23 protein-coding genes are annotated in these 22,549 nt (G+C 71.9%); 17 read left to right on the plus strand and 6 right to left on the minus strand.

Annotated elements, in window-relative coordinates:
* Window positions 1-187 precede the first annotated feature (187 nt).
* On the plus strand, window positions 188-1,372 hold the full coding sequence (locus AB0F04_RS09420) for a MarP family serine protease (RefSeq protein ID WP_362039474.1): 1,185 nt from the start codon (window positions 188-190) through the stop codon (window positions 1,370-1,372).
* Window positions 1,373-1,397: 25 nt separating this feature from the next.
* Here AB0F04_RS09420 and AB0F04_RS09425 read toward each other — a convergent pair whose 3' ends face one another.
* Window positions 1,398-1,895: a GNAT family N-acetyltransferase gene (locus AB0F04_RS09425; protein ID WP_362039476.1), complete on the minus strand. Its 498-nt coding sequence runs from the start codon at window positions 1,893-1,895 to the stop codon at window positions 1,398-1,400.
* Between the two features lie 71 nt (window positions 1,896-1,966).
* On the opposite strand from AB0F04_RS09425, the gene AB0F04_RS09430 reads away from it, so the two are divergent.
* Together AB0F04_RS09430 and AB0F04_RS09435 are read left to right on the plus strand one after the other, a co-directional pair.
* Window positions 1,967-2,869, plus strand: a complete 903-nt coding sequence (locus AB0F04_RS09430) for a TIGR01777 family oxidoreductase (RefSeq protein ID WP_362039478.1) — start codon at window positions 1,967-1,969, stop codon at window positions 2,867-2,869.
* A 719-nt stretch (window positions 2,870-3,588) separates the two neighbouring features.
* Complete coding sequence (locus AB0F04_RS09435; RefSeq protein ID WP_362039480.1) at window positions 3,589-4,995, plus strand: NAD(P)/FAD-dependent oxidoreductase; 1,407 nt, start codon at window positions 3,589-3,591, stop codon at window positions 4,993-4,995.
* 62 nt (window positions 4,996-5,057) lie between these two features.
* Here AB0F04_RS09435 and AB0F04_RS09440 read toward each other — a convergent pair whose 3' ends face one another.
* On the minus strand, window positions 5,058-6,536 hold the full coding sequence (locus AB0F04_RS09440; protein WP_362039482.1) for a regulator: 1,479 nt from the start codon (window positions 6,534-6,536) through the stop codon (window positions 5,058-5,060).
* 238 nt (window positions 6,537-6,774) lie between these two features.
* Here AB0F04_RS09440 and lipB point away from each other — a divergent pair, with 238 nt between their 5' ends.
* The 4 genes from lipB (at window position 6,775) to AB0F04_RS09460 (ending at window position 9,919) form a co-directional block, all read left to right on the plus strand.
* The gene (gene lipB / locus AB0F04_RS09445; protein ID WP_362039485.1) at window positions 6,775-7,575 is read left to right on the plus strand and encodes a lipoyl(octanoyl) transferase LipB; all 801 of its coding nucleotides are present in this window, start codon (window positions 6,775-6,777) and stop codon (window positions 7,573-7,575) included.
* Window positions 7,576-7,677: 102 nt separating this feature from the next.
* On the plus strand, window positions 7,678-8,667 hold the full coding sequence (lipA, locus tag AB0F04_RS09450; protein WP_362039487.1) for a lipoyl synthase: 990 nt from the start codon (window positions 7,678-7,680) through the stop codon (window positions 8,665-8,667).
* Between the two features lie 262 nt (window positions 8,668-8,929).
* A complete protein-coding gene (locus AB0F04_RS09455) occupies window positions 8,930-9,142 on the plus strand; it encodes a hypothetical protein (protein WP_053671998.1) in 213 nt (70 codons plus the stop codon).
* A gap of 75 nt (window positions 9,143-9,217) precedes the next feature.
* On the plus strand, window positions 9,218-9,919 hold the full coding sequence (locus tag AB0F04_RS09460; RefSeq protein ID WP_053671999.1) for a DUF4191 domain-containing protein: 702 nt from the start codon (window positions 9,218-9,220) through the stop codon (window positions 9,917-9,919).
* A gap of 113 nt (window positions 9,920-10,032) precedes the next feature.
* On the opposite strand, the gene AB0F04_RS09465 is transcribed toward AB0F04_RS09460, so the two are convergent.
* Window positions 10,033-10,500: an RDD family protein gene (locus AB0F04_RS09465; protein WP_362039489.1), complete on the minus strand. Its 468-nt coding sequence runs from the start codon at window positions 10,498-10,500 to the stop codon at window positions 10,033-10,035.
* 210 nt (window positions 10,501-10,710) lie between these two features.
* Between AB0F04_RS09465 and glnA the strand changes: the two genes are divergently transcribed.
* Window positions 10,711-12,120 carry a type I glutamate--ammonia ligase gene (gene glnA / locus AB0F04_RS09470; protein WP_362039490.1) on the plus strand — a complete coding sequence of 470 codons (1,410 nt, stop codon included), beginning with the start codon at window positions 10,711-10,713 and terminating at the stop codon, window positions 12,118-12,120.
* Window positions 12,121-12,282: 162 nt separating this feature from the next.
* On the opposite strand, the gene AB0F04_RS09475 is transcribed toward glnA, so the two are convergent.
* Window positions 12,283-12,738 (minus strand): hypothetical protein, encoded by a 456-nt coding sequence (locus tag AB0F04_RS09475; RefSeq protein WP_362039492.1) that lies wholly within the window; start codon window positions 12,736-12,738, stop codon window positions 12,283-12,285.
* 374 nt (window positions 12,739-13,112) lie between these two features.
* On the opposite strand from AB0F04_RS09475, the gene AB0F04_RS09480 reads away from it, so the two are divergent.
* The 7 genes from AB0F04_RS09480 (at window position 13,113) to AB0F04_RS09510 (ending at window position 19,677) form a co-directional block, all read left to right on the plus strand.
* Complete coding sequence (locus AB0F04_RS09480; protein ID WP_362039494.1) at window positions 13,113-13,379, plus strand: hypothetical protein; 267 nt, start codon at window positions 13,113-13,115, stop codon at window positions 13,377-13,379.
* A gap of 81 nt (window positions 13,380-13,460) precedes the next feature.
* Window positions 13,461-14,783 carry a hypothetical protein gene (locus AB0F04_RS09485; RefSeq protein ID WP_362039495.1) on the plus strand — a complete coding sequence of 441 codons (1,323 nt, stop codon included), beginning with the start codon at window positions 13,461-13,463 and terminating at the stop codon, window positions 14,781-14,783.
* Window positions 14,776-15,147: a signal peptidase I gene (locus tag AB0F04_RS09490; protein WP_362039497.1), complete on the plus strand. Its 372-nt coding sequence runs from the start codon at window positions 14,776-14,778 to the stop codon at window positions 15,145-15,147. Before AB0F04_RS09485 ends, AB0F04_RS09490 begins: the two co-directional genes overlap by 8 nt.
* Before the next feature lie 96 nt (window positions 15,148-15,243).
* The gene (gene htpX, locus AB0F04_RS09495) at window positions 15,244-16,161 is read left to right on the plus strand and encodes a zinc metalloprotease HtpX (RefSeq protein ID WP_362039499.1); all 918 of its coding nucleotides are present in this window, start codon (window positions 15,244-15,246) and stop codon (window positions 16,159-16,161) included.
* Window positions 16,162-16,168: 7 nt separating this feature from the next.
* Window positions 16,169-16,753: a hypothetical protein gene (locus tag AB0F04_RS09500; RefSeq protein ID WP_362039502.1), complete on the plus strand. Its 585-nt coding sequence runs from the start codon at window positions 16,169-16,171 to the stop codon at window positions 16,751-16,753.
* Window positions 16,754-16,793: 40 nt separating this feature from the next.
* Window positions 16,794-18,416, plus strand: coding sequence for an alpha/beta fold hydrolase (locus AB0F04_RS09505; RefSeq protein WP_362039504.1), 1,623 nt, complete (start codon window positions 16,794-16,796; stop codon window positions 18,414-18,416).
* A 76-nt stretch (window positions 18,417-18,492) separates the two neighbouring features.
* Entirely contained in the window at window positions 18,493-19,677 is a 1,185-nt protein-coding gene (locus AB0F04_RS09510) for a winged helix DNA-binding domain-containing protein (protein ID WP_362039506.1), read from the plus strand.
* A 40-nt stretch (window positions 19,678-19,717) separates the two neighbouring features.
* Here AB0F04_RS09510 and AB0F04_RS09515 read toward each other — a convergent pair whose 3' ends face one another.
* Window positions 19,718-20,344, minus strand: a complete 627-nt coding sequence (locus tag AB0F04_RS09515; protein WP_362039507.1) for a TetR/AcrR family transcriptional regulator — start codon at window positions 20,342-20,344, stop codon at window positions 19,718-19,720.
* A gap of 103 nt (window positions 20,345-20,447) precedes the next feature.
* Between AB0F04_RS09515 and AB0F04_RS09520 the strand changes: the two genes are divergently transcribed.
* On the plus strand, window positions 20,448-21,503 hold the full coding sequence (locus tag AB0F04_RS09520) for an aldo/keto reductase (RefSeq protein WP_362039509.1): 1,056 nt from the start codon (window positions 20,448-20,450) through the stop codon (window positions 21,501-21,503).
* A gap of 55 nt (window positions 21,504-21,558) precedes the next feature.
* On the opposite strand, the gene AB0F04_RS09525 is transcribed toward AB0F04_RS09520, so the two are convergent.
* Complete coding sequence (locus AB0F04_RS09525; RefSeq protein ID WP_362039511.1) at window positions 21,559-21,873, minus strand: hypothetical protein; 315 nt, start codon at window positions 21,871-21,873, stop codon at window positions 21,559-21,561.
* 228 nt (window positions 21,874-22,101) lie between these two features.
* On the opposite strand from AB0F04_RS09525, the gene AB0F04_RS09530 reads away from it, so the two are divergent.
* On the plus strand, window positions 22,102-22,461 hold the full coding sequence (locus tag AB0F04_RS09530; protein WP_362039513.1) for an arsenate reductase family protein: 360 nt from the start codon (window positions 22,102-22,104) through the stop codon (window positions 22,459-22,461).
* The last annotated feature ends 88 nt before the right edge of the window (window positions 22,462-22,549 follow it).

The following is a 22,549-nucleotide window of genomic DNA, read 5'->3' on the forward strand; positions in this document are numbered from 1 at the left end:
CCCACTGTCGGCCCGATCCGGTCCGTCCGCGATGTGTGATGTGCCACCCGGTGGAACCATCGTCACGGTCCGCGGCGTTTTTCCATGTGCACGCTCGCGACCGATTCCGATCACCCGTGCGCGTGTGACTGATCACCGGGCCCTCCCCCCGCGTATTAAGGGGTCCCGAGAGAGAAAGGCGGCGTGCGTGGACCTGCTCGACATCCTGCTGTTGCTGGTCGTCCTGGCCTACGCGGCGTCCGGGTACCGGCGCGGGCTGGTGGCCGGCTGTGTGTCGCTGGCGGGCTTCGTGGGCGGTGCGGTCGTCGGCGTGTGGATCCTGCCGTGGGTCATGGGCCTGGTGGAGGCCGGCACGACCCGGGCGACGCTGACGGCGGTGGTCACGGTGCTGCTCCCGGCGGTGGTGGGACACGAGCTGGCGGGCCGCCTCGCGCTGCGGCTGCGGCGGGAGCTGGACCGTGGGCCGCTGCGGGCGGCGGACGGGATCGGCGGGGCGGTGGCCAACGCGGTGGCCGTGCTGATCGTGGCGTGGGTGGCCGCGAGTGTCCTGGGCGCGTCCTCGTCACCGCTGGTCACCTCGGCCATCCGGGACTCACGGCTGCTCGGCGCCGTGCAGCGGACGATGCCGGACACCACCCCGGCCTGGTTCTCGGGGGCCACGTCCGCGCTGACGCAGGCGGGCTTCCCGCAGGTCTTCAACCCCTTCGAGAACGAGTCGACGGCCGAGGTCGCCCGACCGACCGGCGACAGCGTCACGGCGGCCGCCACCGACGCGGCCAAGCGGAGCACGGTGAAGGTCGAGGGCGTCGCGGGCACCCAGGGACGCGAGGGCAGCGGGTTCGTCTACGCGCGCGAGCGCGTGATGACCAACGCCCACGTGGTGGCGGGCATCGACGAGCCGACCGTCCAGATCGGCGGCGTCGGGCGGACCTACGAGGCGCGGGTGGTGCTCTTCGACCCGCAGAAGGACGTGGCGGTGCTGTACGTGCCGGGCCTCAGGGCGCCCGTGCTGCGGTTCGACGACGACGCCGAGCGCGGTGACTCGGCGGTCGTCGCCGGCTATCCGCAGGACGGCGATCTGAATCTCCAGGCCGCGACGGTCGCGAACCGGGTGCGGGCCACGGGCCAGAACATCTACAACGACGGGACGGCCACCCGGGAGATCTACTCGATCCGCTCCACGGTCCGCCCGGGCAACTCCGGCGGCCCGCTGCTCACCACGGACGGCCGGGTGTTCGGCGTGGTCTTCGCCCGCTCCACCTCGGACGCCGAGACGGGCTACGTCCTGACGGCGGACGAGGTCGCCTCCGACGCGCGGAGCGCGGCAGGCGCGACGGCACCGGTGGACACGGGCGACCTGGCCGCCTCGTAGTCCCGGCTCACAGTCGGCGCCGGGCTCAGAGGAAGCGGCCCATCGCCACGTCGTCGACGTAGGTCCCGTCGAGCAGGAACTCCTCGGGCAGGATCCCCTCGACCACGAACCCCTCGGCCGCGTAGAGCGCCCGGGCCGGGGTGTTGTGCCCGAGAACGCGCAGGGTGATGCGGCGGGCGCCGCGCCGGCGGGCCTCGTCGACGGCGGCCCGGACCAGTGCCCGCCCGACCCCGCGGCCGCGCGCCTCCCCGGCGACGGCGAGGCCCTGGATCTGGCGCACGTGCCGGTTGGAGTCGACCGGCGTGGGGAAACCGAGGAGGACGTAGCCCACGAGACGGTCGCCGAGCTCGGCGACCAGGCAGTCCCCGGGGGCGTGCCGCTCGCTGAAGAAGGGAGCGTACGGCGGCTGCGGCTCGGGCGTCACCGCGTGCAGGGGCGACCAGGCGAGCCGGTCGAGCAGGGCCAGTTCGTCGCCGTCCTCGGTGCGGGCGGTGCGGATGCGTGGTTCGGGCAGCTCGGGCACGGGCGTCACCCTACGGCGGGCGGATCGAGGCCTTGCAAGGGATTTACGGGGTCACCCGGCAGGATTGGTTCATGGAACATTCAAGATTCGCGGTGGCAGGTGCGTCCGGGCTCATCGGCAGCGCCCTGGTGCGGTCCCTGACCGCCGACGGGCACGAGGTGCGGCGCCTGGTGCGCGGCACGCCCCGCTCGGCCGGGGAGATCCGCTGGGACCCCGAGGGCGGCCGGGTGGACGCGGCCGGGCTCGCCGGGTGCCATGCGGTGGTGAACCTGGCCGGGGCCGGGGTCGGCAACCGGCGCTGGACGGATGCCTACAAGCAGCGGATCCGCGACAGCCGGGTGAACGGCACGGCGGCCCTCGCCGAGGCGGTCGCGTCGCTGGACGCGCAGGACCGCCCACGGGTCTTCGTGAACGGCAGCGCCATCGGCTACTACGGCGAGACCGGACAGCGCGCGGTCGACGAGAGCGCGCCCGCGGGCGAGGGTTTCCTGCCCGAGCTGTGCGTCGAGTGGGAGGAGGCCACAGCGCCCGCCCAGGAGGCCGGTGTGCGCACGGTGTTCACCCGTACCGGGCTGGTCGTCTCCCGCGAGGGCGGCGCCTGGGGGCGGCTGTTCCCACTGTTCCGGGCGGGGGCCGGCGGGCGGATGGGCGACGGGCGGCAGTACTGGTCGTTCGTCGCGCTGCACGACGAGGTCGCCGCGATCCGGCACCTGATCGAGACCGACGGTCTGTCGGGGCCGTTCAACATCACCGCGCCGAACCCCGTGACGAACCGTGAGATCACGGAGGCGATGGGGCGCGTGCTGCACCGCCCGACCCTGTTCCCGGTGCCCGCGGGTGTCCTGCGGACCGTGCTGGGCGAGATGGCCGGGGACGTCCTGGGCAGTGCCCGGGTGCTGCCCGCCCGTCTGCTGGAATCGGGCTTCCGGTTCGCCTTCCCGGAGATCGAGGGAGCGATCAGGGCGGCCCTGTGAGGCCTTGCCACCGGGTGCGGGACGGGCCCGCCGACGACGCCCACCGGACCGCCCGCCCGGGGCCTGGCCGGCACACGCCGAGCGCCTGTCCGGGGGCCCTACCGGCGCGCACCGGGCCGCCGGTCCCGGGGCGCGACCGGAGGCCCACCGGCCGCCCATCCGGGACCCGGCCGACGCACACCGGGGGGCTCGATCGACGCGCACCGGCCGCCTGTCCTGCCCCGGCCGACGCGGCGATCGGAGGCCACCGGCCGCCCATCCGGGACCCGGCCGACGCACACCGGGGGGCTCGATCGACGCGCACCTGCCGCCTGTCCTGACCCGGCCGACGCCGTCTGTCGGGGATCCGAGCCGAACCCGCCGGCCGCCCTCCGGGGACCGACCGGCACACGGGCGAGGGTGTCGTGGACCCGACCGACGGACACCGGCCCCTGATCGACGCACACCGGCCGCCCGTCCTGACACGGCAGGCGCGCACCGGCCGTCTGTCCGGGATCCGACCGGACGTTCCGAGACACCTCCCCGATCCGCACACCAGCCTCCTGCGACCCCTTGATGCCCACCAGGCGTCCGAATGCGACCACTGTGCGACCGTGCCCTGTCGGTGCGCGACTCCCGCTGACCGATCACGGTCCTACCCTCGACCAGAACTCGCGTATCCCTGCGGCCTGTTGAGGGCATGACGTCTCCAGCGCCCGCGCAACCTCGAGGAGGGGCACGTGCTTGAGCCCGCGTACCAGGCGGACGTGGTCGTCGTGGGGGCCGGGGTCGCCGGACTCTCGGCCGCGCACCGACTGACCAGCGCAGGAGTGACGACCATGGTCCTGGAGGCCGCCCACGGGGTCGGCGGCCGCATGGCGACGGAGAAGGTCGACGGCTTCCGGCTCGACAGGATCGGCCAGTTGCTGTCCACGGCGTATCCGGAACTACGACTGACACCCGGTCTCGACGGGCTGGTGCTGCGGCCCTTCGCGCCCGGTGTCCTGCTGCACGGCGACGGACGCCACCACCGTGCCGGCGTCCAGCCGGGCGCAGGGGGCGCAAGGGGCGCACTGCACGCTGTACGCGCGCTGGCGAGTGCGCCCCTGTCACCGTCCGCGCCCAGGCCGCCCCGGAAGCCGGTGGCCGTGCCCGGCCGGCAGGTCTCGGTCCCCCGCAGCCGGCCCGGCGCTCCGCTGGGCACGGCCGTCGACCAGGCCCGGCTCGGCGCCGCCCTGACCCGGCTGGCGGGCACACCGGCCGAACGGCTGCTGGCCCGACCGGAGTTGCCCGCCGGAGAGGCCCTGGCGGCGCGCGGACTGCCCGCCCGTACGATCGACGGCTTCCTGCGACCGCTGCTCGCCGCCCTGCTGTGCGACCCGGCCCTCACGACGTCCAGCCGGTGCGCCGACCTCGCGCTGCGCGCCTTCGCGCGGGGGGGGCTGTGCCTGCCGGAGGGTGGTGCGGAGGCCCTGCCCGAGCAGCTGGCACGGACACTGCCGCAGGGCACGGTGCGCACCGGTGTGCGCGTCACCTCCGTCTCGACGACCTCGGTGACCACCGCGGAGCACGGTGAGATCCGGTGCCGGGCGGTTCTGGTGGCGACGGGCGCACGCGCCGCCGCCGAACTGCTGCCCGGGCTGCGGGTGCCGGGGTTCCACCCGGTGACGGTGGTGCACCACACGACCGACGAGCCACCGGCGACGGGCGCGTCGCTGTTGCTCGACGCCGACCTCGGCGGGCCGGTCGCACACACGGCGGTCATCAGCCAGGTCGACCCGACCCGGGCGCCGGCGGGGCGGTCGCTGGTGTCGTCGACGGTGCTCGGACGGCCCCCCGGGGACGTCGACACGGCCGTGCGCATGCATCTGGCGCGGTTGTACGGGGTGCCGACGGCCCGGTGGGAGACGCTGGCCGTGCACCGGACGGTGGAGGCGGTGCCGGCCATGCGGCCGCCGCACGATCTGCGGCGGCCGGTGCGGTTGATCGCGGGCCTGTACGTGTGTGGGGATCACCGGGACACCAGTACGGTCCAGGGGGCTTTGCACTCCGGGCACCGGGCGTCGGCGGCGATTCTGGCGGACTTGGGCACCGGGCGCTCCCTGCATGTCGCCGACCCGCTGCCGACTGTGCCGCGGGCCGCATAGGTGGATGTTCGGGTGCGGGCGCGTGGGGGTTGTCCGCGCAGTTCCCCGCGCCCCGCGCGCCCCTAAAGAAGGGCCGCTACCTTGTCGCGGTAACTCCGCACCGGAGCCGCGTCCTTGTACGGCTCCAGCCGTCGCTCGAAGTCCCTCACGTACTCCACCGCCCGCACCGAGCGCATCTCGGCCGCCTGGCCCGCCGCCTCCGCGGCGAGCTGGCACGCCTGGTCGAGTTCGCCGAGGCCCAGGCGGGCGGTGGCGAGGACCACACGGCAGAAGAGGCGGCTGCGGGCGTAGGAGGGGGCCCGCAGCTGGAGTGAGCGCTCGGCGTGCTGGGCGGCGGCTCGGAACTGCTGCAGGTCGCGGTGGCAGTGGCCGAACTCGTCGGCGAGCTGGGCCTCGTCGAAGAACCTCGCCCAGTGCGGCACGTCGTCGCCGGGCCGGGCGGTCTCCAGGGCGCGTTCGGCCCGGACCAGGGCTGCGGTGCAGGCCCGGACCTCGCCGAGGACTCCGTGCCCGCGTGCCTCGGAGGCGTGCAGCAGGGACTGGACGACGGGCGGTCCGGAGGTGCCGACGCCCTGCTGGGCCACCCGGGCGAGCTGGACGGCCTCCCGCCCGTGTCCGAGGTAGACGGCCTGGCGGCTCATGGTGACCAGCACGTAGGCCCCGTACGTGCGGTCCCCGGCCGCCTGGGACAGCCGCAGCGCCTGCACGAAGTAGCGCTGGGCGAGTCCGTGCGCGGCGATGTCGTACGAGGTCCAGCCGGCGAGCCGGGTCAGGTCGGCGGCGGCCGCGAAGAGCCGGCGGCCGGTCTGCTCGCCGTAGGTGCCGCGCAGCATGGGCTCGCACTCGTGCTCCAGGTAGCGCACGAGGGCCTGGCGGGCGTGGCCGCCTCCGTAGGCGTCGTCGAGGGTGCGGAACAGTTCGCCGACCGAGCGCAGGGCGGCGATGTCGCCGGCCGTGACCTTCTGACCGGGTCCCCGTTCGGCCTGGCCGCGCCGGCGGGACAGGGACGGGGCGCTCTGCTCGGCGGTGGCCGTGGGGCGGAGGGCGGGGCGGCCCTGCGCCGGGATGCGGGACGCGGGCGCCTCGCCCCGGGCGACCTTCTCGTCGGCCCGCCCGATCAGCCAGTCCCGGCTGGGCACGACGAGCCCGGCCGGGGTGAAGGCGATCTTGCGGAGCTCGGCGTGGCTGCCGGAGTCCTTGCGCCACAGCCCGCTGACGATGTCGACGGCCTCCTCGGGGGTGGCGGCGAACTCCAGCCCCGCGTAGACGGGGGCGCAGGCGTCCAGACCGAGGTCCTGGGCGGTGAGCCGTCGCCCCAGGCGCCGGGTGAAGACCTCGGCGATCAGGGCCGGGGTGGTGCCCCTGGGCTGCTGGCCGCGCAGCCATCGGGTGACGGATGTCTTGTCGTATCTCAGATCAAGCCCGTGTTCGAGACCGAGCTGGTCCACGCGACGGGCGAGTCCCGCGTTGGAGAACCCCGCTTCTGCGATGAGCGCGGCGAGCTGTCGGTTGGGGGTGCGCTGCGCGGGTCGTTCCGTCATCTGCGGTGCGGTCTCCTGCCTTCCGGCCTTCGTGATGTGCGCGGATTGCCTGTGAGCAGGCCTTATGCCTTGCCGAACGGCGCGAATGTAGCGGAGAGTAAGCGCCCCATCACACACTTTCGCGGACATTCATCCGATCGTGTGAGGATTGCCCCCGGGACTGACGCGTCCGGGCCGGACGTACAGTGGCTTGGGCGCGTTATGTGCCTGACACACCCGTCCGAGGGAGGCGCTTGCCGTGAGTGAGTTGCGGTTCGTCCGCATGGGGTTCGGTGACGAGGCCGTCGAGTACCAGGAGGCGTGGGACGAGCAGCGCCGGGTGCACGCGGCGCGCTTCGCGGACGAGATCCCCGACACCGTGCTGCTCCTGGAGCACCCTCCGGTCTACACGGCCGGCCGGCGCACGGCGGACGACGAGCGACCGCTCGACGGCACGCCCGTCATCGACGTGGACCGCGGCGGCAAGATCACCTGGCACGGCCCGGGCCAGCTGGTGGGCTACCCCATCCAGAAGCTCCCGCGGCCGGTGGACGTCGTGGCGCACGTACGCCGCCTGGAAGAGGCCCTGATCCGCGTCTGCGCGGATTTCGGCCTGGAGACGAGCCGCGTCGAGGGCCGCAGCGGCGTGTGGATCCTGGGCGACCCGGTCGAGCAGCGCCCCGCGCCCGGAGGGCTGTCGCTGGACTTCGACCCCCGGCTGCACGACGAGGAGTTCGACCCGCGCATGAACGGCCCGGAGTACGCGCCGTCCAACGCGGGCCAGCGCCGCGAGGACCGCAAGATCGCGGCGATCGGCATCCGGGTGGCCAAGGGCGTGACCATGCACGGCTTCGCGCTCAACGTGAACCCCGACAACAAGTGGTTCGACCGGATCATCCCGTGCGGCATCCGCGACGCGGGCGTGGCCTCGCTGGCCGGAGAGCTCGGCCGGGACGTGACGATCGAGGAGGTCCTGCCGGTGGCGGAGCGTCACCTGCGGGAGGTCCTGGAGAACGCGGAGCTGAAGCCGCGGGAGATCGAGAAGACCCCGGCGGCATAAAACGGCCCGTGGCGGAGCTAGAGGGGTAGCGCCCACACAGGCATTCAAATCAACGGGCGTACCCTTGAGGACGCCGAAGAATCAATCGCTAGGGAGCCGGTCGTGTCCGCAGTCGCACCCGACGGACGCAAGATGCTGCGCCTGGAGGTCCGCAACAGCCAGACCCCCATCGAGCGCAAGCCCGAGTGGATCAAGACCCGGGCGAAAATGGGTCCCGAGTACACCGCGATGCAGAAGCTCGTGAAGAGCGAGGGCCTGCACACGGTCTGCCAGGAAGCCGGCTGCCCCAACATCTACGAATGCTGGGAGGACCGGGAGGCGACCTTCCTCATCGGCGGCGACCAGTGCACCCGGCGCTGCGACTTCTGCCAGATCGACACCGGCAAGCCCGAGGCGCTCGACCGCGACGAGCCCCGCCGCGTCGGCGAGTCCGTGGTCACGATGGACCTGAACTACGCCACCATCACCGGCGTGGCCCGCGACGACCTGGAGGACGGCGGCGCCTGGCTGTACGCCGAGACCGTGCGCCAGATCCACCGGCAGACCGAGGGGCGCGAGGCCGGACGCACGAAGGTCGAGCTGCTGGCCCCCGACTTCAACGCGGTCCCCGAGCAGCTGGCGGAGGTCTTCTCCTCCCGGCCCGAGGTCTTCGCGCACAACGTCGAGACGGTCCCGCGGATCTTCAAGCGCATCCGCCCCGGCTTCCGCTACGAGCGCTCCCTGAAGGTGATCACCGAGGCGCGCGACTACGGCCTGGTCACCAAGTCGAACCTGATCCTCGGCATGGGCGAGACCCGCGAGGAGGTCAGCGACGCGCTGAAGCAGCTGCACGAGGCGGGCTGCGAGCTGGTCACCATCACGCAGTACCTGCGGCCCTCGGTGCGCCACCACCCGGTGGAGCGCTGGGTCAAGCCGCACGAGTTCGTGGAGCTCAAGGAGGAGGCCGAGCAGATCGGCTTCTCCGGCGTGATGTCCGGGCCGCTGGTGCGCTCCTCGTACCGGGCCGGGCGGCTCTACCAGATGGCCATGGAGCAGCGTGACGCGGCCGCTCCGCGGCCGGGGGACGGGCACATCGCGGCGCAGGCCGTCTGACGAACCGTCACCACCCCTGCCCACCGAGGGGTGGTACAAGCGTGTGAATTCGCGCACAAGAGACTACTCGCCGGTAGCGGCCGATTCGACGCGGTCCTGACCGTCCTCGCAGATGAGGGCACATGTCAGGACCGCGTCGGCGTTCCACCGGCCCCCGTCGGCCCTTCATGGGTGTTTGACCGGCCGGTCACGCGCTGGTAACACCAATCAGTAACGCTGGACTCACAGCACGTACACCCGTACCCGAGGGGGGACCTCACCCATGCAGGCCGCGCCGCCCGTCCGCGCCACCGCGATCCCGTCCTTCACGACCGCCCTGCGCGCCGTCGAGTCGCTGCTGATGAGCAGCGGTCAGCGCACGGCCCGCCGCAACGCCTGGACCTCCGTGCTGGAGGACCGCCGTCGCGCCAAGGACCGGGTCGAGACGCAGCGCGTCATCGAGCAGTCCCTGTCCGTCCGCTCCGTCCGCCCCTGACTCCGGGCCCTCCCCCAGGGGCACCCGCGGGCACTGCCGTCGTAGGGGCTTGTGGGGCCACGTAGACTTCGTGGCATGGCGAGGAAGGAACCCGCAGCGGACGCTGCGAATGCCGGGCGACTGAAGCAGATCGCCCTGACCTACAAGATGACCCGCAGGGCCGACAAGAAGATCGGTCTTGTACTCGCGGCAGTCGGAATCGTCACCTTCGGTGTCTTCCTCGCGATCGGTTTCTTGATCGGTCACCCCATCTATCTCGGCATCCTGGGCCTCCTGCTCGCCTTCCTCGCGTCGGCGATCGTGTTCGGGCGCCGGGCCGAGCGGGCCGCCTTCGGGCAGATGGAGGGACAGCCCGGTGCCGCGGCGGCGGTGCTCGACAACATCGGCCGGGGCTGGACGACGACCCCCGCGGTGGCGATGAACCGCAACCAGGACGTGGTGCACCGGGCGGTCGGCAAGGCCGGCATCGTCCTGGTCGCCGAGGGCAACCCGAACCGGGTGAAGACCCTCCTGGCCGCCGAGAAGCGGAAGATGAACCGCATCGTCGCGGACGTCCCGGTGCACGACCTGGTCGTGGGCACGGGCGAGGGCCAGGTTGAGCTGAAGAAGCTGCGGACGACCATGCTGAAGCTCCCGCGCGTGCTGACCGGCCCGCAGGTCACGGCCACCAACGACCGGCTGCGCGCGCTCGGTGACCTGATGAGCAACATGCCGCTGCCGAAGGGCCCGATGCCCAAGGGCATGCGCCTGCCGAAGGGCGGGCCGAAGGCTCGCTGACACCCCGCACACGACATGAGCGAGGGGCGCCCGGATCACACCGGGCGCCCCTCGCTCATGTCGGCCGTGTCGGCTCGTTCTCGTCGGTCCGTGCCGGCCGGTTCGCGCTTGGGTCAGATGCGGACCTCGACCGTGCCGGCCAGCCGGTCGTGCAGTCCGCGGCCGTCGCGGTCCCAGATCAGCGCGGGAATCGCGAGGAAGAGCAGGACCGTGCGCAGGGCGGCGCGCCAGGGGCTGACCCGGCCGGTGTCCAGGGCGAGCACCCGCAGGCCGAGCAGGCGCTTGCCGGGAGTGAAGCCGACCGTGCCGACCGTGAGGACCATCAGCGCGAACATGATGAGCGGCGCCCAGGTCTGCGCCGCCTCGTTGTAGCTGTGCGTGATGAGACCGTATGCGATCAGGAGACACAGGCCCCAGTCGACGGCGAGGGCGCCGAGCCGGCGGCCCGGGCGGGCGATCGAGCCGGGCCCCTCCTCGGGCAGACCGAGCTGCTCGCCCCGATATCCGAAGTCGACACCGGCCTCTTCCGCGGCCGCGCGGGGCCCGGAGAGCCACGATCCGAGTGCTTGCCTGTTGTCCACCCGTCCACGGTACTGCGCCCGGAAATGACCAGGGCACGGCGGGGTGTGTCCGGGCTACGGTGGAGGGTGAGCCGGTTAACTTGTGCGAAACAAATGAGTCACGCCCGAGAAACCACCCGTCCCTAGGGTCGAGGTCAGCGTGTGCCACCCGCACTGGCAGCACGAACGAACTACCACCCCGGCGGGACGGTCGGGAGTAGGAGGAGCTGGATGTTCCAGAACGCCGACGAGGCCAAGAAGTTCATCGCGGACGAGGACGTCAAGTTCATCGACGTCCGCTTCTGCGACCTGCCGGGCGTGATGCAGCACTTCACGATCCCCGCATCGGCCTTCGACCCGGCCGAGGAGCTGGCCTTCGACGGCTCCTCGATCCGCGGCTTCCAGGCCATCCACGAGTCCGACATGGCGCTGCGCGCGGACCTCTCGACCGCCCGGGTCGACCCGTTCCGCCGCGACAAGACGGTCAACATCAACTTCTTCATCCACGACCCGATCACGGGCGAGCAGTACTCCCGTGACCCCCGCAACGTGGCGAAGAAGGCCGAGGCCTACCTCGCGTCGACCGGCATCGCCGACACGGCGTACTTCGGTCCCGAGGCCGAGTTCTACGTCTTCGACTCCGTCCGCTTCGCGACCGGCGCGAACGAGTCCTTCTACCACATCGACTCCGAGGCCGGCGCCTGGAACACCGGCGCCCTCGAGAACAACCGTGGTTACAAGGTCCGCTACAAGGGCGGCTACTTCCCGGTCCCGCCGGTCGACCACTTCGCCGACCTGCGTGCCCAGATCTCCCTGGAGCTCGACCGCGCCGGCCTGCAGGTCGAGCGCCAGCACCACGAGGTGGGCACCGCCGGCCAGGCCGAGATCAACTACAAGTTCAACACCCTGCTCGCCGCGGCCGACGACCTGCAGCTCTTCAAGTACATCGTGAAGAACGTGGCGTGGCAGAACGGCAAGACCGCGACCTTCATGCCGAAGCCGATCTTCGGTGACAACGGCTCGGGCATGCACGTCCACCAGTCGCTGTGGACCGGCGGCCAGCCGCTGTTCTACGACGAGGCCGGTTACGCGGGCCTGTCGGACACCGCCCGCTACTACATCGGCGGCATCCTCAAGCACGCCCCGTCGCTGCTGGCCTTCACCAACCCGACGGTGAACTCGTACCACCGCCTGGTGCCGGGCTTCGAGGCGCCGGTGAACCTGGTGTACTCGCAGCGCAACCGCTCCGCGGCCATGCGTATCCCGATCACGGGCTCGAACCCGAAGGCCAAGCGCGTCGAGTTCCGTGCGCCCGACTCCTCCGGCAACCCGTACCTGGCGTTCTCGGCGCTGCTGCTGGCCGGCCTGGACGGCATCAAGAACAAGATCGAGCCGGCCGAGCCGATCGACAAGGACCTCTACGAGCTGGCCCCCGAGGAGCACGCGGGCGTCCCGCAGGTCCCGACCTCGCTCCCGGCCGTCCTCGACTCCCTCGAGGCCGACCACGAGTTCCTCCTCCAGGGCGACGTGTTCACGCCGGACCTGATCGAGACGTGGATCGACTACAAGCGCACGAACGAGATCGCGCCGCTGCAGCTGCGTCCGCACCCGCACGAGTTCGAGCTGTACTTCGACGTGTGAGCCGGTCGCTCCGGACGGCCCGATAGCGCCTCCGATCGAGAATACGAAAGCCCGTGGGCAGGTCCTCGACCTGTTCGCGGGCTTTTCTCGCGTGCGCGGACCGCAGCGGGACAGCCAGATGCGCGACGCCGGCAGGAGGCCGGCGTCAGACACCCAGCGACCCTAGAAAGCCTTGGTGCGGTTGAAGTCAGTGACATCAAGCTTCACATCTGCACTCTTCAGCGTTGTGGGGAATTCACCTGTCGCCGTTTGGCCAGGCTGCACGTCATTTTCCAGCTGAGTTCCGTTCGCTACTCGAGTGCCGTTCGCATCAACGGCTTCCCAGTCCCAGGAGTAGTTGGACTTCTCGGAACTGTTGTTCTTGATCGTCCAGGTCAACCAGATATTCGTGATTCCAGCCTCAGAACGATCCTCGACCTCGAAGCTGGTGAGATCCTGGCGTTCACCGGCTTCAGGTTCTTCCCGTCCGCCCTGAGGCTCTTCGCCACCCTCGCTGGTCTGCGCCGTCTGGGTCGGAGTCGGTGCGGACCCATCGTCCTCAGCGGTGCAGCCCCCCAGTGCCAGCCCGCTAGCGGCAGCCAACACTACAAACACTGATGCAGAACTGCGGTGTTTCATGGTGTCCCTCTTTATGGTGCTACCCCTACGTCTACACCTGTTCGGCTTCATGCGCACTCCATCGCGACATCATCTTGGGGCGCCGACCTGTCGAAGGGCTGGTGGGCGATAAGGCGTAACTCCCTTGGCTGACTCGGACTGATCCTGGGAGTTTCTCCATGGAGGCAACGAGGCTGCCCGGCTGTCGCTGTGTCGTCGTAGACCATGGTCTGGAATTCCGTGATGGACCGCAGGAGCCCTGTGGCGTACCCCTCGCCTTGAGCTTGGCTCGACGGCCGTCCCACGTGCGCCGACCGCAACGAGTATGCGGCGCCGTCCGAGGACGCGGGCGTTTGTTCTATTCTTGGCTGAGGACCACACGGGGGTGGATGGGAATGCCCGAGCACGAACAGGACGACCAGGAGCGCGAGTTCGACCTGAGATGGGCGGACGGAGCCGAGCACAAGGAGCCCTCCGCCCGGGCCCGCATGCTCGCCGCGCGCTGGAAGCACGACCCGCCCGGGCCGGTGCCGTTCCGTGCCGACCCGGAGCACGTCGGCTCCCGCCGCCGCTCCTCCTGGGTCTCGACCGCCGTGGTGCTGGGCTGCGTCGCGGCGGTGATCGTGCTGCTGGGGTACGTCAACTTCCGGGCGCCGTATTAGACACCCGCAGGTAATGCGAGCGCCGGCCGCTGTCCGGGGACCTTACGATCCCCCGAACGGCCGGTCGCACGGGGGATGGGCATGGACGAGGACATGCGGAGCGGGGAAGCGGCAGCGGCGCGGCTGGCTCGAGGGGCGTCCCTCGACGAGGTGCTCGACGCCTCCGACCCGGCTGCTTGGACGGCTCTCGACGCAGGCGTGCGGCGATGGGCCTGGTACAGGATCGAGGCCCTGCCGGACAAGGCGTGGGTGGAGGGGCTGGACGGGGTGACCGGGTCGGCGGGCCTGATCGGAACCGTGCGTGGGGTGTTCCGATCGCCCGCGTGGCGTCCCGAGCCCGCCCCCTGTATCGAGTCCGGGCTCGCCATGGCGCTCTGCCACCCGGACGGCCGGACCCGCGAGGCGGCCCTTCACCGGGTCGCTGACCGTCCCGCCTTGCTGCCCCTGGTGGTCGTGCGCGCCGCGGACTGGGCCGCGGCGGTGCGTGACAGGGCCCGGGAACTACTGCGGGCCTCCCTCGACGTACGCACCGGCGTCGCCCTCGCACCGCTGATTCTGCGCGTCGGCCGTCGCGACCGGGGCGCGTTCGGCGTGGAGCTGCTCGGCGGGATGCTCCGCCGGGCGCCGCACGGAGCAATTGCGTCCCTGCTCGTCCACCCGGACCGTGGCGTACGGCGGTTCGCGTACCGGCTGGCCGTCGAGGAGTCGCTGCTTCCTCCGGACCGGCTCGCCCGTACCGCCTCCTGGGACGACGACGTCGTCGTTCAGAGTCTGTGCGCCGAGGCCGCCTTGGCCGCCGTGCGGGAGAGCGGCGATGTCGACGGCGTGCTCGAACCACTGCTCGCCGCCCGCAATCCGCGCGTCAGGTCCGCCGGGGTCACGGCCCTGCGGTGGGCGGGGCGGCCCGGGCGGGCCCGGGAGTTCCTGGCCGACCGCTCGGCCCTGGTGCGGGCGTGCGCGCGGTATGTCGTACGGCAGCACGGGAAGGATCCGCTGCCCTGGTACCGGCAGCGGTGCGCCGAGCCCACGGACCCGGCGTTGCCGCCCGGCGCGGTCATCGGGCTGGCGGAGTGCGGGGAGCGTGGCGACGCCGGGTTGCTGCGGCCGCTGCTCGGGCATCCGATGTCGGCGGTACGGGCCCGGGCGGTGGCGGGTCTGCACACACTGGACGTGACGCACGCCGAGGAGCTACGGCCTCTGCTCGACGACCCCGCGCCCGCTGTCGTACGAGAGGCCACGGCCGCGCTGTTGCCGTGTGCCGCTCTGCTGCCGGAGGCGTGGCTGAGGGAACGTCTCGCGGCGGAGCGGCCCCGGCACGTCCGTACCGCCGCGCACCGGCTGGCGGAGGCGAGAGGCTGGGGAGCGGAGCAGAGGCGGACTGCTAGCGTCCAGCAGCGTGAGTGACAGCGTGTACGTGGGCAACGCCGGCCGGGACGCCGCCCTGGACCGGGGCTGGATTCTCGGGCATTTCAAGGACGCCGGGGATCCTCGGCACAGCGAGGACGTGGAGATCAAGTGGGGTGTGCATCCCCCGGGTGACGAGCGGGCGCGGTGGGTGCGGGGTGAGGCGCGTACCGCGCTGCTCGTGCTGATCAGCGGGCGGTTCCGGGTGGAGCTGCCCGGGCGCAGTGTGCTGCTGGAGCGGCAGGGGGACTACGTCGTGTGGGGGCGCGGCGTCGATCACTCGTGGGTCGCCGAGGAGGAGTCGGTCGTGCTGACGGTGCGGTGGCCGTCCGTGCCGGGCTACGCGGTGGCCGCGGGCGCGTGACGCCTTTGCCCGCTCTGGGGACGTGCACGACCCGTTCATGAGCGGGGCCGGTGCACACTGGCGGTGGGACGAGTGCCTGACTGCGGGGTGAGGCAGATGCACAGCCGCTTCCGGAGCGACCGGCGGTTGACCACCCGGATGGGGATCACGCTGTTCCTGCTCGGACTGTTGTACGTGGGGTTCGTCGCCGCGTTGATCGTGCTGCTGAAGTCGTGGGTGCTCGTCGTGGTGATCGCGGCGGCGCTGCTCGGCTCGCAGTACTGGTTCTCCGATCGGATCGCGCTGTACGCCATGCGCGGGCGGGTCGTGGAGCGGGACGAGTACCCCGAGTTGCACGGCGTCCTGGACCGGCTGTGTGCCGTCGCCGACATGCCCAAACCGGTGGTCGCCGTGTCCGGGATGGACATGCCGAACGCGTTCGCGACCGGGCGGAACCCCGATCACGCGGTGGTGTGTGTGACGACCGGGCTGCTGCGGCGGCTGGAGCCGGCCGAGCTGGAGGGCGTCCTCGCCCACGAGCTGTCGCACGTGGCGCACAAGGACGTCGCCGTGATCACGGTCGCGTCGTTCCTCGGGGTGATCGCCGGGCTGCTCGTGCGGTTCGCCTTCTACTCGCAGCTGTTCGGCGGCGGCAGGAGGGACCAGAACACGGCGGCGGTCTTCGCCGCGGTGATGGGCGTGTCGGCCGCCGTGTACGCGCTGAGCTTCCTGTTGATCCGGGCCCTGTCCCGGTACCGGGAGCTGGCGGCGGACCGGTCCGCCGCCCTGCTCACCGGCCGTCCCTCGGCCCTTGCCTCCGCGCTCACCAAGGTCACCGGCGACATCGCCCGTATCCCGACCAAGGACCTGCGCACGGCCCAGGCCTTCAACGCCTTCTACTTCACCCCGGCGCTGGGCCGTGAGCCCGGTGTCGCACGGCTCTTCTCGACCCACCCGAGCCTGGAGCAGCGGCTCGACCAGCTGGGCCGGATCTCGGCCGAGCTGGGCGAGGCGGCGGCACCGGGAGGGGGGTGATCGGCGGATGGGGCTGCTGGACATCCTGCTCGGCCGGACGAGACCGGTCGTGCCGGATCTCGACCGGCTCTTCGCGCTGCCGTCGGCGGCCGTGACCCTGGAGGCGGCGGCGGGCTTCAGGCCGACCGGGCGGGGCGCGGTGTGCTTCGCCTCGGTCGAGGGCGCGGCCTTCGAGCAGTCCCACCGTGAAGTGCAGGCGCTGCTGGACGCCGACGTCGACCGCGAGGGACCGCCGGTGGAGCTGCGGCAGGACGACTACGGCTACTCCTGGCTGGTCTCGCGCCGGGCCCCCGACCGGCTCCCCGCCCTCGTGAACGACCTGCACGCCGTGAACAGCCAGATGGAGGTCAACGGCTTCGGGCCCCAACTGCTGTGCTCGCTGGCCGGGTTCGAGGATTCCTCCGGCCGGCGGCTCGCGCTGGTCTACCTCTACAAGCGCGGTACCTTCTATCCCTTCGTACCCCTGCCGGACGGGACGCAGCGGCGCGACAACGCACTCGAACTGCAGGTGCGGGCGGCGCTCGCCGGCGATCTGCGCATCGAGCAGGACCTGGGCCGCTGGTTCCCGGTGTGGGGGGCACCGGGATTGTGAAAGCCCTCACGGGCCGTGGGTCGCGTGAGTGAATGGCCGGATGAGCGAGCTGATCCCCTTCACCCACGTCGTCGGCGGCGAACGGCTCGAGGGGCTGTCCACCGGCGACGGTGCGCAGGCCCGGGCGGCGGTCGTCCTGCTGCACGGCGCGGGCAACGGCAGCAAGGAGCGACTGGTGCCGTGGCTGGCGGAGTTCGCCGCCCACGGCTGCCATGCCGTCGCCTTCGACTTCTCGGGGCACGGGGAGAGCACCGGCCTGCTGAGTGAGCTGAGCCTGCGCCGCCGTTTCGAGCAGGCCGTCTCCGTCGTCGACGCCCGCGTGCGGGGGGACGCGCCGCTGGTCCTGGTCGGGTTCAGCATGAGCGGCCAGACGGTGGCGGACCTCGTGCGGCACTACGGTGACCGGGTCGCGGCCCTGGGGCTGTGCGCACCGGCCGTGTACGCGGGCGAGGCGTGGGACGTGCCGTTCGGCGCGGGGGACGGACGGTTCAGCGAGATCATCCGCCGCCCCGGGAGCTGGCGCTCCTCCCCCGCCCTCGACGTGCTGCCGGTGTACGAGGGGCGGGCCGTGCTGGTCGTGCCGGGCACGGACGAGGTCATCCCGCCCGCCGTGACGGAGGCCGTCTCCGAGGCGCTGGCCCGTCGCGCGCAGTTCACCCACCGGGAACTCCCGGACGCCGGGCACCGCTTGGGCCCGTGGTTCCGCGATCACCCCGACGACCGGCGCGAGATCGTCACCGCTCTGCTGACCGGGCTCGGTGAGCAGGGCTGGACGGCGACCCGCGGATGGGTGGCCAAGCAGCTTCCCGAAGGCCGTACCGTCGACAAGTTGTCCTTTCTGACCGGTGGCTGGAGCGCCCAGATGCGGAGGCTCACCCTCGACGACGGCAGCGAACTGGCGTTGCGGACCTTCGTGAAGCCCTTCTTCCGGCGGCACGCGCCCGGACTGCTGGCCCGCGAGGCGGAGATGCTCACGCTGCTGGCGGAGCAGGAGGGCGTACCGGCCCCCGCGCTGATCGGCGTCGACGCGACGGCCGAGCACTGCGACCATCCGTCCCTGCTGATGTCCGTCCTGCCCGGCCGGGTCCGGGTCGACGAGCAGGACCTCGACGTCCGGGTGGACCTGCTCGCGGCTCAGCTGGCGCGGATCCACCGGGTCGTGCCCCGGGAGCGTCCGCGGACGTACCAGGCGTGGACCTCGCCGGCGGCGGTCCCACCGGGGTGGGAACGGGCCGTGGACGTCATCGGCGGCGCTCCCCCGCCCTACGACGGCTGCTTCCTGCACCGGGACTTCCACCCCGGGAACGTGCTGTTCACGGGGTCGGGGGCCGGTCTGCGGATCAGCGGGGTCGTCGACTGGGTGGAGACCTCGTGGGGACCGGCCGACCTGGACGTCGCCCACTGTTCCACGGCACTAGCGCTGCTGCACGGGCCGGAGTGGGGCCTCGTCTTCCGGGAGCGCTACGAGGCACGGGGCGGACGGCGCCTGGCCGACGGCCCGGACCATCTGTACTGGCGGCTGCTCGACGCGCTGGCCTACGTACCCGACGCGGCGAAGCTCGCGGGGCCGTGGCGGGAGCTGGGGCGGTCCGATCTGACGCCGGAGGTGCTGCGCGGGAGGCTGGAGGCGTATGTGGCGGGGCTGCTGGGGCGGTACGCCTGAGGTGTTCGGCGGGGTGGTGTCAGTGTCGTCCGCGATGATGCCGTCGGGCGGAAGGACACGACGAGCGGAGGCCGTCATGGGTGCGCAGCGGTACATCGGCGTGGCGGAGCGGCGGGCCCGGCTCGCGCTGCGGCAGCGGCTGGCCGGGCGGGCGCGGGCGCGGACGCCCGAGGAGGTCGCCGGTTCCCTGGTCGCACTGCACGGCACCGACCCGGCGACGGTGTACCTCGCGGTGGGCGCGCGGCTCGCCGGCCCCGTTAGGACGGTGGAGGAGACGGAGCGGGCGCTGTACGAGGACTGTCGTCTGGTGCGGATGCACGGCATGCGGCACACGGTCTTCGTGTTCCCCCGCGAGCTGACCGCCGTCGTGCACGCCTCGACGGGGCTGGCCGTCGCCGCCCGGGAGAGGGCATCGCTGCTCAAGGACATGGCGGCGGCCGGTGCGCCGGACGCGGCCTGGCTGAAGGAGGTCGAGGAGTCGACGCTGGCGGCGCTCGCCCGGCGCGGGCAGGCGACGGCCGCCGAACTCGCCGAGGACGAGCCGCGCCTGCGGGAGCAGTTCGTGTACGCGGCCGGGAAGAGCTACGAGGGGCTGCACACGGTCTCGACGCGGCTGCTGAGGGTGCTGGGCGTGGAGGGGAAGGTCGTGCGTGGCCGGCCGCTCGGTTCTTGGACGTCGAGCCGATTCCGCTGGGCGGTCGCACCCGAGCATCCCGAGCTGGACACGGCCGGGGCGCAGGCCGAGCTGCTGAGGCGGTGGCTCGCCGCGTGCGGCCCGGCGACCGAGACCGACCTGAAGTGGTGGACGGGGTGGCGTGTGACGGAGGTCCGCAGGGCCCTGGCCGCGATCGGGGCGGAGGCGGTGGCGCTGGACGAGGGCACGGGGTACGTGGCCGCGGGCGACGCCGACCCGGTTCCCGCGCCCGGGGAGCCCTGGGCCGCGCTGCTGCCCGGCCTCGACCCGACGGCGATGGGGTGGCAGCAGCGCGACTGGTACCTCGCCCCTGGGCTGCGGCCCCGGCTGTTCGACGGCAGCGGCAACGTCGGGCCGACGGTGTGGTGGAACGGACGGGTGGTCGGCGGCTGGGCGCAGCGGCCGGACGGGGAGATCGTCTGGCGGATCCTCGACGAGGAGGGCGTCGGCCGGGACGCCCGTGCGGCGATCGGCACCGAGGCCCAGCGGCTGGCCGCCTGGCTGGGCACGGCCCGCATCACCCCCCGTTTCCGCACGCCGCTGGAGAGGGAGCTCACCCAGCGCTGACCACCCGAAGGTGCGCGGGCAGGTCGAGCCGGTCCGTCCGTCAGGGCTTCCTGCCCGCGTCCGGTGCGTACACCCCCGCTCGCGCCGCCGCCGCCGCTGCCTCGGCTGCGCGTACGGCCGTGGCCTCCTCGAGCCGTCCGCCGCTGATGAGCAGGTGGTAGTAGAGCGGGGCGGAGACCGCGCGGACCACCTCGTGCGCGTCGGTGCCCTCGGGCACCTCGCCCCGGTCGACGGCCTGCCGGACGCAGGGAGCCCATTCCCTGACGCGGACGTCGTAGAAGCGGTGCAGTGCCGCGGCCGTCCTCGCGTCGCCGGCCGCGGCGGCGATCAGCGCCTTGAACAGCGGCCCCTGCCGTGGGTCCGTCAGCGTGCGCTGCACGAGCCGGGCGTTGGCCGTCAGGTCGCCGAGCAGCGAGCCGGTCTCGGTGCGCGGTGCGGACTGCTCGGCCATGTCCTGGAGGAGGTCGGCGACCAGCCCGGCCACCGTTCCCCAGCGGCGGTAGACGGTCGTCTTGCCCACACCGGCACGGCGAGCGATGTCTGTCAGGTCCAGGCCGGTGAAGCCCTGCTCGGTCAGGGCGTCCTCGGCCGCTCGCAGCACGGCCTCGCGCACCCGCGCCGTGCGCCCGCCGGGCCGTACGGTCCCCGGCTCGCCCCCGTCAGCCATAACGGTACTCCTGTTCCATTAGCGGTCTCACCCTGTTACCTTAGTGACTACTAACGGAACCACAGACCCATTAAGAACAGGTCACCGACGAAAGGGTCCCGACATGGAGTACAGGCGATTGGGCGCGTCCGGGCTCATGGTCCCGGCGCTGAGCTTCGGGGCAGGAACCTTCGGCGGCCGGGGCCCGCTCTTCGGCGCCTGGGGCACGACCGATGCCCAGGAGGCGCGCCGCCTGGTGGACATCTGCCTGGACGCCGGGATCACGATGTTCGACACCGCCGACGTCTACTCCGCCGGCGCCTCCGAGGAAGTGCTCGGAAAAGCCCTCAAGGGCCGGCGTGACCGGGTGATCGTCTCCACCAAGACGAGTCTGCCGACGGGTGACGGGCCGGGCGACGCGGGCTCCTCCCGCTCCCGGCTGATCCGCGCCTGCGAGGACGCCCTGCGCAGGCTCGGCACGGACCACATCGACCTCTTCCAACTGCACGCCTTCGACGCCGGGACGCCGGTCGAAGAGGTACTGGCCACGCTCGACTTACTGGTCCAGGCGGGCAAGGTGCGCTACACCGGCGTCTCCAACTTCTCCGGCTGGCAGGTGATGAAGTCCCTCGCGGCCGCCGAGCGGCAGGGCCGTCCGCGCTATGTGGCGCACCAGGTGTACTACTCCCTGATCGGGCGCGACTACGAGTGGGAACTGATGCCGCTCGCCCTCGACCAAGGGCTCGGCGCCATCATCTGGAGCCCGCTCGGCTGGGGGCGGCTCACCGGCAAGGTCCGCCGCGGCTCACCACTCCCGTCCGGCAGCCGTCTGCACAGCACCGCCGACTACGGCCCGCCCGTCTCCGACGAGCACCTCTACGGCGTGGTCGACGCCCTGGGTGAGATCGGCGAGGAGACCGGCAGGGCGGTGCCGCAGATCGCCCTCAACTGGCTGCTGCGGAGACCGACCGTGTCCTCCGTCCTCATCGGCGCACGAGACGAGCGGCAGTTGCGCCAGAACCTCGGCGCCGTCGGCTGGAGCCTCACCGCCGAGCAGGTGGCCCGGCTCGACGCGGCGAGCCACCGTCCGGCGCCGTATCCCTACTTCCCCTACGAGCGCCAGGAGGGTTTCGCCCGCCTGAACCCGCCGGTGTTCACAGCCCCCGGCCGCCCGGCATGAACGAGCGCCGGGCGCCCCTCCGTTCGGGGTGCCCGGCGCTCGGAACGGGAGTGGGTCAGCGGGTGTACCGCATGAACGCCCGCACCATGTGGCACGTCGTGTCCGACGGCGGGTGGACGCCGATCAGTTCCGCCGTGTCGCGGATCGTCTCGTTGCGGGCCTGGTTCGGCATGTGGACGCCCGAGTCGAGCAGGGCGATGGCCAGGCGCATCGCCTTGAGACGGCGGTTGTGCGTCACGTACCACTGGCGCGGCCGGCCCGGCGGCAGCGGCCGCTTCTCCACGGGTGCGTACGGCAGGTCGAGCAGGACGGGGCGCTTCACGGTGGACTGGGTGGGCAGCGGCTTCGACTTCAGGGCGGCAGCGGGCACAGGCATCCTCCTGTCGCGATCGGGCGGCTCACCGAAGACGTCGGCATCCCCGGCGCCACCCTCGAACACTGCTTACAGTTTACCGCCCGACACTGACAACGGGGAGTCCGCCGAGACCGGTAAATGCGCTGGTGGGAATGGGAATTGGGACTGTGTCACGGCAGGTCCGCGAGGTGCGCGAGAGGCGTCAGAAATTCGAACAAGCCGGTCGGCGCGTACCGTGTGCACATGGAGATCTGGATCAACCCCGCGTGTTCGAAGTGCCGCAGCGCCCTGACGCTGCTCGACGCCGAGGGCGCCGACTACACCGTCCGCCGTTACCTGGAGGACGTGCCGAGCGAGGACGAGATCCGGGGCGTGCTCGAGCGTCTCGGCCTCGAGCCCTGGGACATCACGCGCACCCAGGAGGCCGATGTCAAGGAGCTCGGACTCAAGGAGTGGCCGCGGGACGCCGCCTCGCGCGAGCGCTGGATCACCGCCCTCGCCGAGCACCCGAAGCTGATCCAGCGCCCGATCATCACCGCGGACGACGGAACGGCGGTGGTCGGCCGCACCGACGAGGCCGTCCGGGACGCGCTGTCACGCTGACCAGCCATCATGCCTTGTGTGGCGCAGGTCACTTGAATGACTCCTGTGACCGCTGAGTAACCTCGTTCGGTATCTCGTACATAGCGGC

The organism is Streptomyces sp. NPDC029041, from assembly GCF_040637515.1.
Classification (GTDB): Bacteria; Actinomycetota; Actinomycetes; order Streptomycetales; family Streptomycetaceae; genus Streptomyces.